The sequence below is a fragment of the Actinacidiphila guanduensis genome, from assembly GCF_900103985.1.
GTDB lineage: Bacteria > Actinomycetota > Actinomycetes > Streptomycetales > Streptomycetaceae > Actinacidiphila > Actinacidiphila guanduensis.
In genome coordinates this window covers 211,429-227,587 of sequence record NZ_FNIE01000007.1, presented here as the reverse complement: position 1 = coordinate 227,587, position 16,159 = coordinate 211,429, and the positions used below count along the sequence as shown (strand labels likewise).

Annotated in this window: 11 protein-coding genes, 1 tRNA gene and 1 pseudogene; 6 read left to right on the top strand and 7 right to left on the bottom strand. The window is 72.4% G+C overall.

The window, feature by feature from the left end; all coding sequences use genetic code 11:
- Positions 1-291 precede the first annotated feature (291 nt).
- Positions 292-1,242: pseudogene (locus BLR33_RS17265) on the top strand (ABC transporter ATP-binding protein); the annotation flags it as partial.
- 429 nt (positions 1,243-1,671) lie between these two features.
- On the opposite strand, the gene BLR33_RS17260 reads toward BLR33_RS17265, so the two are convergent.
- The 7 genes from BLR33_RS17260 to BLR33_RS17230 form a co-directional block, all read right to left on the bottom strand.
- A complete protein-coding gene (locus BLR33_RS17260) occupies positions 1,672-2,388 on the bottom strand; it encodes a hypothetical protein (RefSeq protein ID WP_245771470.1) in 717 nt (238 codons plus the stop codon).
- Positions 2,385-2,807 carry an acyl-CoA thioesterase gene (locus tag BLR33_RS17255; RefSeq protein ID WP_093785374.1) on the bottom strand — a complete coding sequence of 141 codons (423 nt, stop codon included), beginning with the start codon at positions 2,805-2,807 and terminating at the stop codon, positions 2,385-2,387. Before BLR33_RS17255 ends, BLR33_RS17260 begins: the two co-directional genes overlap by 4 nt.
- On the bottom strand, positions 2,807-4,471 hold the full coding sequence (gene ettA, locus BLR33_RS17250; RefSeq protein ID WP_093785373.1) for an energy-dependent translational throttle protein EttA: 1,665 nt from the start codon (positions 4,469-4,471) through the stop codon (positions 2,807-2,809). Before ettA ends, BLR33_RS17255 begins: the two co-directional genes overlap by 1 nt.
- 640 nt (positions 4,472-5,111) lie before the next feature.
- A complete protein-coding gene (locus BLR33_RS17245; RefSeq protein WP_093785372.1) occupies positions 5,112-6,524 on the bottom strand; it encodes a thioester domain-containing protein in 1,413 nt (470 codons plus the stop codon).
- A 248-nt stretch (positions 6,525-6,772) separates the two neighbouring features.
- The gene (locus BLR33_RS17240) at positions 6,773-7,198 is read right to left on the bottom strand and encodes a single-stranded DNA-binding protein (RefSeq protein ID WP_093785371.1); all 426 of its coding nucleotides are present in this window, start codon (positions 7,196-7,198) and stop codon (positions 6,773-6,775) included.
- Between the two features lie 125 nt (positions 7,199-7,323).
- Positions 7,324-9,273 (bottom strand): GTPase, encoded by a 1,950-nt coding sequence (locus tag BLR33_RS17235; RefSeq protein WP_093785559.1) that lies wholly within the window; start codon positions 9,271-9,273, stop codon positions 7,324-7,326.
- 5 nt (positions 9,274-9,278) lie between these two features.
- Positions 9,279-10,919, bottom strand: a complete 1,641-nt coding sequence (locus tag BLR33_RS17230) for a dynamin family protein (protein ID WP_093785370.1) — start codon at positions 10,917-10,919, stop codon at positions 9,279-9,281.
- Between the two features lie 338 nt (positions 10,920-11,257).
- On the opposite strand from BLR33_RS17230, the gene BLR33_RS17225 reads away from it, so the two are divergent.
- The 5 genes from BLR33_RS17225 to BLR33_RS17205 all read left to right on the top strand — a co-directional run bounded on the left by BLR33_RS17225 (position 11,258) and on the right by BLR33_RS17205 (position 16,103).
- Positions 11,258-11,333, top strand: a tRNA-Arg gene (locus tag BLR33_RS17225).
- A 496-nt stretch (positions 11,334-11,829) separates the two neighbouring features.
- Positions 11,830-12,678, top strand: a complete 849-nt coding sequence (locus tag BLR33_RS17220) for a SigB/SigF/SigG family RNA polymerase sigma factor (RefSeq protein ID WP_093785369.1) — start codon at positions 11,830-11,832, stop codon at positions 12,676-12,678.
- Between the two features lie 227 nt (positions 12,679-12,905).
- Positions 12,906-14,117, top strand: coding sequence for a lactonase family protein (locus tag BLR33_RS17215; RefSeq protein WP_093785368.1), 1,212 nt, complete (start codon positions 12,906-12,908; stop codon positions 14,115-14,117).
- A gap of 292 nt (positions 14,118-14,409) precedes the next feature.
- Positions 14,410-14,901 (top strand): MarR family transcriptional regulator, encoded by a 492-nt coding sequence (locus tag BLR33_RS17210; protein ID WP_093785367.1) that lies wholly within the window; start codon positions 14,410-14,412, stop codon positions 14,899-14,901.
- A 311-nt stretch (positions 14,902-15,212) separates the two neighbouring features.
- A complete protein-coding gene (locus BLR33_RS17205; protein WP_093785366.1) occupies positions 15,213-16,103 on the top strand; it encodes an SIS domain-containing protein in 891 nt (296 codons plus the stop codon).
- The last annotated feature ends 56 nt before the right edge of the window (positions 16,104-16,159 follow it).

Sequence of the window (16,159 nt, the reverse complement as noted above, 5' to 3'; positions counted from 1 at the left end):
CCGATGGAGAACGGGCCCGCATCGCAGGCCCCGGGCGATACGGAACCTTCGAGCGGTGCGGGAAGTTCGAGCGCCACGGGGGCTACGGGCGGTGCCGCGAGCGATGCGGGAACTTCGAGCGCTGCCGGAGCTGCGACCGCCGCGGACGCTGTGCGGGCTTCGAACGCCGCGCGAGCTGCGGGCCCTGCGGCCACTTCCGGTGCTCCGGGTGCTCCCGGCGCTCCCGGCGCACTGAGCGCACCCAGCACGCCCGGCGCACCCGGCGAGGCTCCAGCCGCCGGTGTCGCCCGGGTGCGGGAGGTGGCGCCGCCGAGCCTCGCCGAGTTGGAGCGGCAGGCCGCCGCACGGCGGGACGGTCCCGCGTACGGTGAGGACGCCCTGATCAGCTGCGACCGCCTCGTGCGCATCTTCACCGCGGACGGCGTCGAGGTGCAGGCGCTGCAAGGCCTCGACCTGCTGGTCGGGCAGGGCGAGCTGATGGCGCTGGTGGGCGCGTCGGGCAGCGGCAAGTCGACGCTGCTGAACATCCTCGCCGGGCTCGACGTGCCCACCGCGGGCGCGGCCTCCGTCGGCGGCTACGACCTGCTCGCCATGGACGCCGGCGCCCGGCTCCGCTACCGCCGCGAGGTCGTCGGCTTCGTCTGGCAGCAGACGGCCCGCAACCTCCTGCCGTACCTGACCGCCGCCCAGAATGTCGTCCTGCCCATGCAGCTCGCCGGCCGCGGCGGCTTTCGCGCCCGGCGCCAACGAGCGGCCCGGGCCGATGAACTGCTGGACATGCTCGGTGTCGGCTACTGCCGCGACCGCCGCCCCGGGCAGATGTCCGGCGGCGAGCAGCAGCGCGCCGCCATCGCGGTCGCCCTGGCCAACAACCCCCGCGTGATCCTCGCCGACGAGCCCACCGGGGAACTCGACTCCGCCACCGGCGAGCAGGTCTTCGCCTCCTTCCGCACCGCCAATGAGGAGTTGGGCACCACTGTCGTTGTGGTCACCCACGACCACGCCGTGGCGAACGCCGTCCGCCGCACCGTCGCCATCCGCGACGGCCGCACGGCCTCCGAGGTGGTCCGCCGCACGGAGGTCGACGAGCACGGCCAGGAGTCGGTGGTGGCCCGCGAGTACGCCACCGTGGACCGCGCCGGCCGCCTCCAGTTGCCCCGCGACTACACCGAGGCCCTGGAAATACGCTCCCGGGTCCTGCTGGAACTGGAACCCGACCACATCGGCGTCTGGCCCGACCGCCCGCACAGCACCCCGGGAACGGCGAGCCCGGCTTCGGCCGCGGGCCCGGCGGGAGCGGCGCCCACGGCTACGGGTGCGGCTCCTTCGGACGGCCCCACCGCGGACTCGCCTACCGATTCGGCACCAGGGATGACCGGCAGTGCCGCCGGCCCTGGCAACAGCGCGGAACCCGGCCCCGGTTCCCCGCAACCACCCGCCTGAAGGCTGCCGCGTCACCGACCTGGCAGCGCCGACCCGTCCGGTCCCGCCCGGCCTCCACACGTCCGGTCCACCGCTCCACCCAGCGCCGACCAGTGCCCGACGCCGCTCAAGCTCCGGGCACCGGGCTGCCCATGCCGGCGAGGCTCGTACGCGGCAACGGCTCGGGCTCGCACGCCGGGCAGGCGCCATCGGCCTTCGCGGCAGAGGCGTCGGCCGAGCCCGCTACGTCTACGTCGGCGAGACCAGCAGGCCCGTGCCGGGCGACGTGCCGCGCATGGCCACCGAACCGTAGCCCGTCCGCAGCCGTACCCACGGGCCCGAGGTCAGCACCGCGACCGCCTCGTCCGCGACCTCGCCCGAGCGGCGCGCGGGCAGGAAGCCCAACGCGTGCGCCGCGTGCACCACCCGCAGCGTCACCCCGGCGCCACCGCCCGGCAGCGGCCGCTGCCACAGTTCCTCGGCGAGGGCGTCCAACTCGGCCCGGCCGCGCCGCTCGGGGACCAGCGCCTCCGTGCGCGCCCGGAACTCCGCGACCGCCCGCGCCGCCACCTCGCGCACCTCGGCGGCCTCCAACTCGGCCACCCGGCGCCATCCGCCGCGCGGCGGCAGCACTCCGGCCCAGGCGGGCCCGGTGACGGACGGCGGCACGGTGAACTCCCCGCCGCCGACCGCCTCCGGCACCGCCTCCAGCAACTGCCCGGCCGCCACGGTGGCGTCCACGGACGCCGCCACCCCGCCGGCGCCGAGCGGCAGGCTCTTCACCGCCAGCACCCCGCCGAAGGGGGGCTGCCCGAACACACCGAGCGCCGCCTCCCCCTCGGCGGACCGCAGCCGCACGACCGCGGCCTTGTCCCAGCGCACCAGCCGCCCGAGGAAGGCGGCGAGGTCCGCCTCCACGGCCGCCGACCCGTCGGGCCCCGGCTCGAAGCCCAGCCGCGTGCTCACACGGCCACCGCCCCGTCGTCCCGGTACTGCTCCAGGAACGCCTTCTCCTCCGGCGTGATCCGCCGCGGCCGCTGCTGCTCCAGGTTGTACGGGACCAGCACCGAGGACGCCCGCACGTACAGCTGCGTCTCGTCCTTCAGCTCGTACCGCAGTGTCATCGACGCCGCGGTGATGTCGGTCACCCACGTCTCGATGACGACCGGCTCGTAGCGGTGCACCAGCGGCCGGAGGTAGTCGATCTCGTGCTTGGCCACCACCGACCCGCCGGCGAACGTGGCGCTCCCCGCGTCCGAGGCCAGCCGGAACATCAGGTCGATCCGGGCCTCTTCCAGGTACCGCAGGAAGACCACATTGTTGATGTGCCCGTATGCGTCCATGTCCGCCCACCGCAGCGGGCAGTGGAAGACGTGCCGCGCCATCAGCCGCGGGTCAGCTTCTTGTAGGTGGTGCGGTGCGGCCGCGCGGCGTCCGGGCCGAGCCGCTCCACCTTGTTCTTCTCGTACGACTCGAAGTTGCCCTCGAACCAGAACCACTTCGAGTCGCCCTCGTACGCCAGGATGTGCGTTGCCACCCGGTCCAGGAACCACCGGTCGTGCGAGACGACCACGGCCGCACCCGGGAACTCCAGCAGCGCGTTCTCCAGCGAGGAGAGCGTCTCGACGTCCAAGTCGTTGGTCGGCTCGTCCAGCAGCAGCAGGTTGCCGCCCTGCTTGAGGGTCAGCGCCAGGTTCAGCCGGTTGCGCTCACCGCCGGAGAGCACCCCGGCCGGCTTCTGCTGGTCCGGGCCCTTGAAACCGAACGCCGACACGTACGCCCGCGACGGCATCTCCACCTGCCCGACGTTGATGTAGTCCAGGCCGTCCGAGACGACCTCCCACAGCGTCTTCTTCGGGTCGATGTTGGCCCGGCCCTGGTCGACGTAGGAGACCTTCACCGTCTCGCCGACCTTGATGGTGCCCGAGTCCGCCTGCTCCAGCCCCTGCAGCATCTTGAACAGCGTCGTCTTGCCCGCGCCGTTCGGCCCGATCACGCCCACGATGCCGTTGCGCGGCAGCGTGAACGACAGGTCGTCGATCAGCACCTTCTCGCCGAACGCCTTGCTGAGGTGGTCGACCTCCACCACGACCGACCCGAGCCGCGGGCCCGGCGGGATCTGGATCTCCTCGAAGTCCAGCTTCCGCATCTTGTCCGCCTCGGCGGCCATCTCCTCGTACCGGGCCAGACGCGCCTTGGACTTCGCCTGCCGCCCCTTGGCGTTGGAGCGGACCCACTCCAGCTCTTCCTTCAGCCGCTTCTGCCGCTTGGCGTCCTTCTGGCCCTCGACCTTCAGCCGGGACGCCTTGTTCTCCAGGTACGTCGAGTAGTTGCCCTCGTACGGCAGCGCCCGCCCGCGGTCCAGCTCCAGGATCCACTGCGCCACGTTGTCCAGGAAGTACCGGTCGTGGGTGACCGCGACCACCGTGCCCGGGTACTTCGCCAGGTGCTGCTCCAGCCACTGCACGGACTCCGCGTCCAGGTGGTTGGTCGGCTCGTCCAGCAGCAGCAGGTCGGGCGCCTCCAGCAGCAGCTTGCACAGCGCCACCCGGCGCTTCTCGCCACCGGACAGGTTCGTCACCGGCCAGTCCCCGGGGGGGCAGCCCAGCGCGTCCATCGCCTGCTCCAGCTGGGCGTCCAGGTCCCACGCGTCCGCGTGGTCCAGCTGCTCCTGCAGCTGGCCCATCTCGTCCAGCAGCGCGTCGGAGTAGTCGGTCGCCATCAGCTCGGCGATCTCGTTGAACCGGTCGAGCTTCGCCTTGGTCTCCGCGACGCCGTCCTGCACGTTCTCCAGCACCGTCTTGGACTCGTCCAGCGGCGGCTCCTGCAGCAGCATCCCCACGCTGTAGCCCGGCGAGAGGAACGCGTCGCCGTTCGACGGCTGCTCCAGCCCCGCCATGATCTTCAGCACGGTGGATTTACCGGCACCGTTCGGCCCGACCACACCGATTTTCGCGCCCGGCAGGAAGCTCAGCGTCACATCATCGAGGATGACCTTGTCGCCGTGCGCCTTGCGCGTCTTGCGCATCGTGTAGATGTACTCAGCCAAGAGAAACCGTCCGGCATTCGAGAAGGGCCAATGTGCGGCTCCGCCGCGTGAGGCAGATACACCCCATCTTGCCAGCCGTCCACCCCGCGGGGCGAACGGGTGCCACCCCTGCCCCACCCCCTCGGCCCGCCCCGCACCCCGACTCGGCCACCCCCGCCCGGACCCCGCATGGGCAGTGCGCGGGCGCTGCACGCGCCCCGCACGGACCCCGCGCGGGCACCTCTGCACGGACCCCGCTCGCACTGCACGGACCCTGTATGGGAACTGCACAGACCCGCATGGACCCCGCACGGGCCCCTCGCCAGCGCATTGCGGACCCTCAGCGGCAACCGTACGGACCTCGCGCCGCCGCCTCGCGAACCCCTCCGCGGCACCGTAGACCCCGCGCCCGCCGAAGCGCCGGCACCGTTACGGCCTACGGCCCCCGGATTCACCTCATCCGACTCCGCACCCATACGGGTACGAACCCCTGCCGATCCCGTACTCACCCCGTACGGACCCCACCACCACTCGCCACCCGCCTGCTCCCCCGGTCACCGCGAGCGCTTCGGCTCACGGTGACCGGGTTTCCAGCTCTCCTGCCGTGGCCTCGCCCGCTGCGAGGCCACGACAGGGTGTCCCCTGCGAAGGAGCAGCCTTCTTACGAGGCCGCCGAGCCCTTCTTGCGGCGGAAGAAGAAGACCGCGCCGCCGCCGACCACCACGAGGGCGGCCGCGATACCCGCGATCACCGGGGTCGCGTTGCTGCTACCGGTCTCGGCGAGGTTGCCGCTGCCACCGGTGGCCGGGCTGGGCTGGTTGCCGGCCGGGGCGGTCGGCGAGCTGCTCGGTGCGGGCGCGGAGGTCTTGCAGTCCAGCACGCCCTTGAAGGTCTTCACCGACTTGTCCGGCAGCGCGATGTCGATCTTGTACGACTGGTCCTCGGCGACCGGCACCGTGATCGTCTGCGACTTGCCGGGCGCCACGGTGTAGGTCTTGCCCTCGAGCTGGAAGGTGAAGTCCTCGTCACCCTGGTTGGCCGCGGTCACGTCCACGCCGTTCTTGGCGCAGTCGACCTGCGCGGACAGCGCCGGTATCGGGCCCTTCTTCGCCCAGGAGAGCGCGGCGGCCACGCTGACCGTGGTGCTCTGCGAGCCGGCGAGGATCTGCGACTGGCTGGACTGGTCCGTGGCCGAGAAGGCCCGGCCGATCGCGATCTCGCTGCTGGTCGACAGGTTCACCGTGGTGGAGCCGTCGGGCGTGCCCGCCGGTATGTCGAAGTACAGCGCGGAGCCGTCCTGCGCGGTCGTCACCGCGTTGCCGGACTTGTCGACGATCTTCGCCCCGGCCGGAGCGCCCGTGCCCAGGGACACGGCCACCGACTTCGCGGTGGTGTGGACCGTCAGCGGGCCGAGCCGGTCACCCGACTTGCCGGAGATCGCCGCCGGCTCCGCGGTCAGCGTCGGCTGCGGCTCGTCCAGGGTCTGGGCGTTGCCGTCCAGGTAGTCCGAGAGCGCCTTGGCGTCGGGGTCCTTCGCCTGCACCTTCACCGACGGGTCCGACAGGTGCCAGATCGCCACCTGCGTCCCGGCCGCGGCCTGCTGGGGGGTGAGCGGCTCGGGGAGGTCGATGTTCGCGGCCTTCAGGTTCCCCGTGATGGTGTTCACGTCGAGCTTCGGGTACGAGTTGTTCAGGATCCAGGCGATCTTGCCTGCGTCCTTGTTGCCGCGCAGGGTGGAGTCGCCCCAGGCCACCTCTTTGTAGGTGGCCTTGTTCGCGGTGTGGTGGTTGAAGTCGATGCAGTAGGTCTCGATGGTGCCGCCGTCGGGCATCGTCATCGTGAACAGACCGGCAGGCTGGTCGTGGGCGCCCTTGTCGTCGGTGACGCTGACGTTGGCCCACTTGCCGGCCTCGAGCCCGTCCAGGACGGCGGTCGCGCCACCGGACGACGAATCGGTGGGAGCAGGATCGGCGAAGGCCGTCCCGGCTCCGGCGAGCGCGCCTGCCGCGAGCAGACCGGTGACGACACCGGCCGCCGCAAGACGGGCAGCGCTCCGCCTGTAGCTGTTGAACATTGAAGTTCCCCTCCGGACGCGGCCCCTGGTCACATTGATGGGCGCGCCGCGCCTGCAGTTCCTGGCCCCCGTGCATATGAACGACGAGATCCTAGAAACCGTGCATGCGACAGCCACCATCGAAGACGCCACAAGTGGAATTCGAATCTCAATCGTTATCCGCCCGCAGGCGTGTTTCCGGGATTGTCGATAAATCATCGACGCTATTCACTCGTGAAACACGGCGGTATTCCGGCAGACCGGGACACTCAGGGCGCCGCGGCCGCCAACGCCGGCGCCGGCGGCCTCGTATCCGGCTGCGGTGCGGCACTCGACGCGCCGTTCCGCCGGAAAGTGGACCTCCCCCTGGCCAGATCGTGGCCGATGGCCACCGCCTCCAGTTCGGCGACGAGGTACCGCCGACCGTCCTTCTCGTCCTGACGGATTCTCAGTTTCCCCTGGACGACCAGGGGTTCTCCGAGACCCACGGATTCCTTGACGTTCGACCCGAGGGTCCGCCACGCGCTCACCGAGTAGAAGCTGGTGGATCCGTCCACCCACTCACCGCGCTCCGGATCCCAGCGGCGCGTCGTCGTGGCCAGCCGGAACCGCGTGACCGCCGCACCGGTGGCGATCACCACCGTCTCGGGCTCCGTCGCCACGTTTCCCACCACGGTCACCAAGGTCTCGTTCATCGCACGTTCCTCTCTCCTCTCGCGCTCCCGTGCGGAACGCGACAAGAACATCGTGCGCGAATTTCGACTACTTCAGCGGAAAAATCCTGAATCTGTGGACAACCGGCTTGCTGTGGAAAACTTCGTCACCCGACAGAGTGACCGCTGCGGCCTGCGGCCGCGGACAACGCGGAACCGGCTGAACCCGCGGAACCCGCGGAACCCGCGGCCCTGCCCGGTACGGGAGCCGAGCCGGCCACGACCGCGTACTGCTCGCGCACCTCGCGGTACCGCATCAGCTCCGCGGCGAGCGGTTCCAGTACCCCGGCCCGGCCGCAGTCCGCCGCCGCGTCCCGCAGCCTCCGCTCGGCGGCCTGGCCGTAGCGCCTGGCCGGCCCCCGCGCGATGATCCGGCACGTCCCCGAGACCAGTGGGCCTCCCGCCCCGCCGACAGCGGCCATGACCAGCGGCGGCCACCACGGCATGCGCAGCGAACCCGCGCCGACCGCGGCCAGGCACACCGCCCCGGCCAGCGCCAGCGCCATCAGCAGCCACTGCACGGCAGCGGCCGCCGACCACCAGCCGGGCCGGTCCGGGGATTTCGGCCGCGCCCGCAGCACCGCCTCGTCGAGCGCCGCCGGCAGTTCCTCACCGCCGCGACGGGCCGCCTCGCGCACGGCCCTCGCCCACGGCGCGGGCAGCCCGCGGGCAGCGTCGGCCGCGACCCCGCGGACGGCCTCGTCCACCACGGGGCGGGAGGCCGTCGGGACGGGCCCGATGACTCCGGCGAGCCCGGTGAGCGGCGGCGCGGGCGGGGCGCCGGCCCGGGTCGCCGTGCGGACGCCGGTGCGCGCGGCGGGCCCGGGACGGTTCCTCATCCGCCGAACGAGTGATCTCGGCGTTTTCGGCGCGGAATGGGAACGTGCGATCGAACCGGTCCGTTCAGTGATCAGTCGACTCCACGGGGTACGGCAGGTGTCCCACGCGGCGGCCGCCCACTCCCGTTCTGCCGACTGGCCTGCTCCGGCCGCCCCCACAGCGTCCGCGAGCCGGTCGACGAACTCCTCGCGCGCCGGATCGGTGAGCCCGGCGCCGCCCTCGCCGACGTACAGGGGGTGCAGCCCGCTCGCCGCGCGGTCCATGTCCGCTGCCAGCCGCCGTCCCGCCGCGGCCCGCTCGGCGGCGATCTGGGCCAGCACGGCCCGCAGGTCCTGCACGCCCTGCCCGGTGAGGGCGGAGGCGGGGAGCACAGCCGCCCCGGCTTCGCCGTGCTCCCCGACCGCGAGCCCGTCCTCGTCGAGCAGCCGCCGCAGGTCGTCGAGGACGAGGTCCGCGGTGTCCCCCGGCAGCCGGTCGACCTGGTTGAGCACCAGGACGGTGACGTCCGCGTGCCCGGCCAGCGGCTGCAGGTAGCGCTCGTGCAGGGCGGCGTCGGCGTACTTCTCCGGGTCCAGCACCCAGACGACGACGTCGACCAGCCGCAGCAGGCGGTCCACCTGCTCGCGGTGTCCAGCGGCCGCGGAGTCGTGGTCGGGGAGGTCGATCAGCACAAGCCCGTCGAGGCTCTGTTCCTCGGCGCCGTCGCGGTCCGGGCCGGCCGCGGCGCCGCCGCCAACTGAAGAGTGTGCTGCTCCGGTGGTTCCGGAGCCGCCGGCCTGCGCCGGCACTTCCGGGACGGCGTCCGCCTCGTCCCGTGGGCCGGGCCGGCAGTAGCGGTCCTGGGGCGCGATACCGAGCCGGTCCAGCAGTCCCGCGGCCTGCTCGGGCTGCCACGCGTAGGAGACAGGCCGGGAGGTGGTGGGACGGCGCACCCCGGTCGCCGACAGCTCGTGTCCGGCCAGCGCGTTGAACAGGGTGGACTTTCCGCTGCCGGTCGCGCCCGCGAGGGCGACGACGGTGTGGTCGAGCGAGAGCCTGCGCCGCTCGCCGATCCGCGCGAGCAGCTCGCTGCTCTCGGCGAGGTCGTCGGGACTGATCCGCGTCCTTGACAGCCCGAGCAGTTCGCCCAGTGCCTCGACGCGCGCGGTCAGGGCGTCGCAGGCCGCGGGGTCGGTCGCAGGGGTCTGCACGTCAAGTGCCGTAGTACCGGCGGCCATCTCGGTCACCTCTCCTTCTGCAGGGTGGACAGGGCCGCGATGAGGGCCGCCTGCTGCCCGGCGGTGACGTCGTGGCGGTCGACAGGGGCGAGGCGGCGCTCACGCTCGCGGGAGAGCAGTCCGTGGACGGTGTCGTCGAGCAGTTGGCGGGCGGCGTCCCGCAGCCTGACCGCGGCCTGGGCGCCGAGGGTCTCGGCGAGCCGTTCACCGGCGGCGCGTCCGGGGCGCCCGCCGAGCACCACGGTGGCCAGCAGCGCGGCCACGTCCTCCGGATCCGCGGCCGGGCGGTCGGCCGCGCGGGCGGTACGGGCTTCGGCGCGGGCGAGTTCGGCCATCCCGCGCCGCCAGCGCCGGACGCCTTTGTCGATCCGGGCTGCCACGGCCACGCGGTCGCGGTCGGGGCGGGCGCCGGGCTCCTCCAGCAGGGCCTCGCCGGCCGGTTCGCGCCGCCAGGTCTCGGCGATCCGGTCGTCGGCGGCGTCGGTCTCGGTGCGCAGCAGTGCGGCCAACTCCTCGGCGAGGGCGCGCTGCAGGGGCCGGGAACCGCTGGCGGGGTAGCCGCGCCAGTGGGCCAGCGCCTCGCCGGCGAGCGGCCGGCCGGAGGCGATGGCGTCGCTGGTGCGGGCGGCGGCCTGCTCGTAGGCGTCCTCCACGGCCCGGATCAGCCGCTGGGCCGCCGCATGCTGGGCCGCCGAGGCGGCGGCCAGGGCGGGCAGCCGGCCGCGCAGCGAGTCGAGGGTGCCGACCGCGGTGCGACGGCCCGCGAGCTGCCGTGCGGCGGGGTCCTCCGCGCAGTGGGTGAGCCAGGCGCGCAGGGAGGCGACGGTGGTCTGGGGGAGCAGACCGGCGCCGGCTGCGGACTCCGGGAGTTCGGGGACGGTGAAGCGGGGCACGTCGCCCAGCCCGGCCTTGGCCAGCAGGGCGGCGTAGTGCCGGCCGACATCGGCGGCGACCTGGTGGGGCACCCTGTCGAGCACGGTCGCCAGGGTCACGTCGTGCTCCTTGGCGCTGCGCAGCAGGTGCCAGGGCAGGGCGTCGGCGTAGCGGGAGGCGGTGGTGACCAGGATCCAGATGTCGGCGGCGCAGATCAGCTCGGCGGCCAGGTCGCGGTTGCGCGCGATCAGGGAGTCGATGTCGGGGGCGTCGAGGAGGGCGAGCCCGCGGGGCAGGGAGTCGTCGGCCTCCAGGCGCAATTCGGCGCACTCGCCGCCCCGGCGGTCGAAGTCCCCGCGGTCGGGACCGTCCTCGTCGGACCGGGAGCGCTGGCGCACCGACCAGGTGCGGGTCAGTCCCGGCAGGACACGCGGATCGGCGAACCAGGCGCGGTCCTCGGGGTGGCACACCAGCACCGGGACGCGGGTGGTCGGGCGCAGGACTCCGGAGGCGCTGACGCGGCGGCCGACGAGGGAGTTGACGAGGGTGGACTTCCCCGCCCCTGTGGACCCTCCGACCACCGCGAGGAGCGGAGCCTCCGGGGCTCTGAGCCGGGGCACGAGGTAGTCGTCGAGCTGGGCCAGCAACTCCTCGCGGGCACGGCGGGCCCGCGCCGCCCCTGGGAGCGGGAAGGGGAAGCGTGCGACATCGACACGATCACGCACTGCGGAGAGCGCGTCGAGCAGCTCGGGCCGTACGTCCAAGATCACCACAATGGCAGAATGCCCCATATTGCAGCGATTTCGAAGCTCATTCAGGCCGATTTGACCCCTTCGGCCCGCTTATCGGTCCGGACACCCCTCCAATGGGGCTGACGGGGACCAGGGGACAGAATGAGCCACCGGCATAACGACTGCACAACGGCAGCATTTCGACCCGTCAAAAGCGGTGCACCAACCGCGACAGCCTGGGATTATCGGACCGCTTCACCGAACCTCCACAACATGTCACGCGGGTGAAGCACCCGGCGGCAGGCACGTGGCGCCCTATCCTTGACCCCGGTACGAGGCCATGGAACCACTCAGGGCGAGACAGCCGCGGCCACTGTCCGGCCCCCGTAGCTCAGCGGATAGAGCAGGTGCCTTCTAAGCACTTGGCCGCAGGTTCGAGTCCTGCCGGGGGCGCCACGCACGGGGACGGCGTTTCCCCGTCCTCCCGCATCGCCTCCCCCTCTCGCCTCGTCCGGTCGCAATCACGCCCACCGCCGGGGCCCGGACATACCGGCGAATGATCTTTTCGCCATTCGTCCACTACCTTCCGTCAACACTACTTCACGGGCGGCTACTTTCGGGGCGGAACGGCTCCCTTCCTTCCCACGCGCCCCATCGGGCCCGCCGCACACGAGGCACGAGCCCACTCTGCAGGGCTGCGGACCGCCCCGCCCGCCGGACGCCGAGGCCGACCCATGACCGAAAATCGCCTGCACCGTAACCACCCTGCCCGCAGGCCCGGATCGAGGCCGCAGCCGACGCGCGCCCCGCACCCCCAATATTCGGCAAATACGCAGCCAGGGATGTTTAGGGTATTTGCCGGTTTTGTGATGGTTTGACGGCAGGGCGACCGGGCACACCACTCTCGGCCCCTTACGGCGATGACCGCCCGTATGCGAGGAGCTGGTGACGCATGCACTCTTCCTCTCCGGCCCGCAACAAGCACCCCCATGACGACGCACCCGACACCGCCGAGGCCTTCCGCCGCCTCGCGGGGCTGCCGGAAGGCGCCTCCAAGGAGCGGTTGCGGCAGCAGATAGCCACCGACTGGCTGCCGATGGCGCACCGCCTGGCCGGGCGGTACCGCAACCGCGGCGAGTCGCTGGACGACCTGCGACAGGTGGCGGCGCTCGGCCTGGTCAAGGCGGTGAGCCGCTACGATCCGGCCCGCGGCACTGCCTTCGAGAGCTACGCCGTGCCGACCATAGACGGCGAGATCAAGCGGCACTTCCGGGACTGCATGTGGTCCGTGCACGTCCCGCGCCGGGTGCAGGTGCTGCGCGCCCGGGTCAGGACGGCCCACCAGGAGCTGGCGCAGAGCGCCCCGGGCCGCACCCCGACCGCGGCCGAGATCGCGGAGCACGCCGGCATCACCGAGCAGGAGGCCGCCGACGGCCTCGAAGCCCTCGACAGCTTCAGCTCCCTCTCCCTGGACGCCCAGTGCTCGGGCCCCTCGGACTCCACAGGACCGATGTCGCTCGCCGACACCCTGGGGGCGCCCGACCCGGCGTTGGACGTCGTCCTGGACCGCGAGGCCGTCAAGCCGCAGCTGTGCCGGCTTCCCGAGCGCGAAAGGGAGATCCTCTACCTGCGCTTCTTCGGCGGCATGACGCAGAGCATGATCGCCGAGCGGCTCGGCATCTCACAGATGCACGTGTCGCGGCTGATCAGCCGCTCGTGCTCGGCGATCCGCGCCGAGGTCACCGGCGAGGAGGCCGACGACACCTCGAGCGCCGCCGCCCGGCGCCGCCGCGCCGCCTGACCCCGGCAGCGCCCCAGAGCGACCCTGGCGGCATTTCTTACGGACCCCGGACAGGGATGACGATTTGCCGTATCCATCCCTTTGGCTCCTCATTCGGCGCGTTAGCGTGAGGACCGGTCACAGAGCACGCATGTCCATCAACTCCCTTGATTTGCAGGGGAGTTGACGGCTGATGCGGTGTGCCCTGCGGACCGGTTCCCCGTCCCACGCAGGAGGAGTCACCGCCCATGTCCGCCATCCGCCGTACCCGCAGCCGCGCCCTCGGCCGCACCGCCGGCTTCGGGGCCGCCGCCCTCGCCTGCGCCGCTCTCTTCGCCGCCGCCCCCGCCGCACACGCCGCCCAGCCCGGCGACACCGCGCAGGGCCGGGCCCAGCACCAGGGCGACCGGGCCTTTTCGGACAGTACGAGCACCGGCCCGGTGTTCGTGCAGACCGACAACCCCGACGGAAACGCGGTCGTCGCCTACCACCGGGCCGCCGACGGCACCCTCACCCGCGACGGGATCTACCCCACCGGCGGCAAGGGCGGCGTCCTGGACGGCTCCGTCGTGGACCACCTCGCCTCCCAGGGCTCGCTGGCGTACGACAGCCGGCAGGGCCTGCTGTACGCCGTCAACGCGGGCAGCGACACCGTGACCGTCTTCGCCGTCCACGGCGACCGCCTCCAGCGACTCCAGATACTGGGCTCCGGCGGCTCCTTCCCCGTGAGCATCACCTTCCACGGCAACCTCGTGTACGTCCTCAACGCCCTGGACGGCGCCTCGGTCCAGGGATTCGTGCGCGTCGGCGACCGCCTCGTCACCGTGCCCGAGTGGAACCGCTCGCCCGGCATCGACCCCACGGCCACACCCCAGTTCACCCACACGCCGGGCCAGATCTCCTTCACCCCGGACGGCACCGCACTCGTGGTCACCTCCAAGGCCGCCAAGGGCGGCGCCATCGGCGTCACCCCCCTGGACAGCACGGGTGGGCCCGGCGGCCCGACCGTGTTCACCCCCCTTCCGGGCGCGGTGCCCTTCGGTTTCGTCTTCGACCGGGCCGGACGCCTGCAGGTCACCGAGGCGGGTCCCAACGCCGTGGCCACCTTCACGCTCGGCCGCGACGGCAAACTCACCAACACCGGCGAACTCCCCACCGGCCAGCAGGCCACCTGCTGGATCACGGCCGCTGGCAGCCACCTGTACGCCTCGAACGCCGGCAGCGGCACCCTCTCCGGCTACGCCACCGCCGGTGGCGCCCTGACCCCGCTCGGCACGACGAGCACCGACGCCGGCACCGTCGACGCCGCTGCCTCCCCCGACGGGCACTTCCTCTACGCCCAGACGGGCGCGGCCGGGATCGTCGACGAGTTCCGCGTGGAGGGCGACGGGTCGCTGACCGCGATCGGCTCGGTGACCGTGCCTGGGGCCGTCGGCGGCGAGGGCATCGCGGCAGGCTGATCCCCACGGGGCCGGTCCCGACCGGCCGGCCCCGCCCTCCTTTCCACGGCCGCACCGGCGCCACACGACTCCCCCGCGCACCCCTGCCCCCGCCCATCTCCTCGCAGGTCGGCGGGCGGGGATTATTTGCCCGAAAGGGCTACGAGCGCTCGTGGGCGGTGTGAGAAAGTGTGCGCCTGAGCGCCCTGGCGGGCTTCGAGCACCCACCGGATCGCGATCGCTGCCGGGCTGTCGCGGAGGCGCTCTTGGGCCATCCCGGCGCGACTGCGAGCGATGCGAGGGATCGTTGCGTATGGATTCCACCCTGTCCAGGACAGCCTCGACGGCGCGGCGACGCAGACGGCTGACCAACCGCATCAAAGAGGAACTGCGGGACCTCAGCATGCAGATGACGCTGCTGAACCACCAGGTGGGCTCCCATCTCGACCTCAGGGACGCCGATCTGGAGTGCCTGGACCTCATCAGCCGCTACGGACCGCTGGGGCCGACTGCCCTCGCCCGTCGTGCGGGCCTGCACCCCGCCACCCTCACCGGGGTCCTGGACCGGCTGGAACGCGGCGGCTGGGTGGTCCGCACCCCCAACCCGAGCGACCGTAGGGCCATACTCGTCCAGGTGATCAAGGAGAAGGAGGAGGAGATAGCCTTCCTCTTCTCCGGTCTCAACCACGCCATGGACACCGTGTGCGCGGACTACGAGGACGCCGAGCTGCTGATGATCGCCGACTTCCTCCAGCGCAGCGCCAAGGCCGGCCGGCTCGCCACCGACGAGCTCGCCGGGAACTGAACCCCACCGGACTGCCCGCGCCCGGCGACCTCTGCGGCCCGCCGCCGCGGTGACGCACCCCCAAGGGCGGCCTGCCGAAGCGGCCGCAGGCGCGGGCAGCCGACACCGAACCGCCCCCTGAACCGCCGCCTCCCGCGCGAAGCCGCTGCGCGACGCCCTCGCCCTTCCTCACACGCGACGCGGCACCCCGCCCTCACTGCACGCTTCTGCTCATTCCGTGCTCCTTTCGCGCAGAATCAATCACCTACACTGTGCGTCAGCGCACGACGCAAGGTCGCGTGCCGCCCACCCGCATCTCGTGAGGAGCCCGCATGCCCGCGCCGTCCCAGACCACCGCCGAGATCGCGACACAACCCGAATGCTGGGAGCGCGCGGCCGCCTTGGCCCCGGAGCAGTCCGTGAAGCTCCCGGTCCGCGGCGAACGGGTCGCGGTGGTGGGCTGCGGCACCTCGTGGTTCATGGCGCAGTCCTTCGCCGCCCTGCGCGAGAGCTCGGGGCACGGCGAGACGGACGCGTTCGCCGCCTCGGAGTTCCCCGCCACCCGCGGCTACGACCGGCTCGTCGCGATCACCAGGTCGGGTACGACGACCGAAGTCCTCGCCCTGTGCGAGCGGTTGCGCGGCATCACCCCCGTCACCGCCATCACCGCCGACCCCGACACGCCGGTGATGGAGACGGCCGACGACATCGTGGTCCTCGACTTCGCCGACGAGCGGTCCGTGGTGCAGACCCGCTTCGCCACCACCGCCCTGGCCCTGCTCCGCGCGCACCTCGGCGAGGACCTCACCGCCGCGGTCGCGGACGCCCGCACCGCCGTCACCGACGAACTGCCCGCGCAGGCGCTGGCCGCGGAGGAGATCACCTTCCTCGGCACCGGCTGGACCTACGGTCTGGCCCAGGAGGCCGCGCTGAAGATGCGCGAGGCCGCCGGTGCGTGGACGGAGGCGTACCCGGCGATGGAGTACCGCCACGGCCCGATCAGCATCACCGGCCCGGGCCGCGTCACCTGGGCCTTCGGCACCCTGCCGGCGGGCCTCGGCACCGACATCGCCGCTGTGGGCGGCCACTTGGAGCACCGCCCGGCCACCGACCCGCTGGCCGACCTGGTCCGCGCCCAGCGGCTCGCGGTCGCCGTCGCGGAGGCCAAGGGTCACAACCCCGACCAGCCGCGCAACCTGACCCGCTCCGTGATCCTCCCCTGAGGCCCGCCCCGACCACCCGTCCGGCCGGCCGCACCTCCGAGCCCGCAGCACCGCAC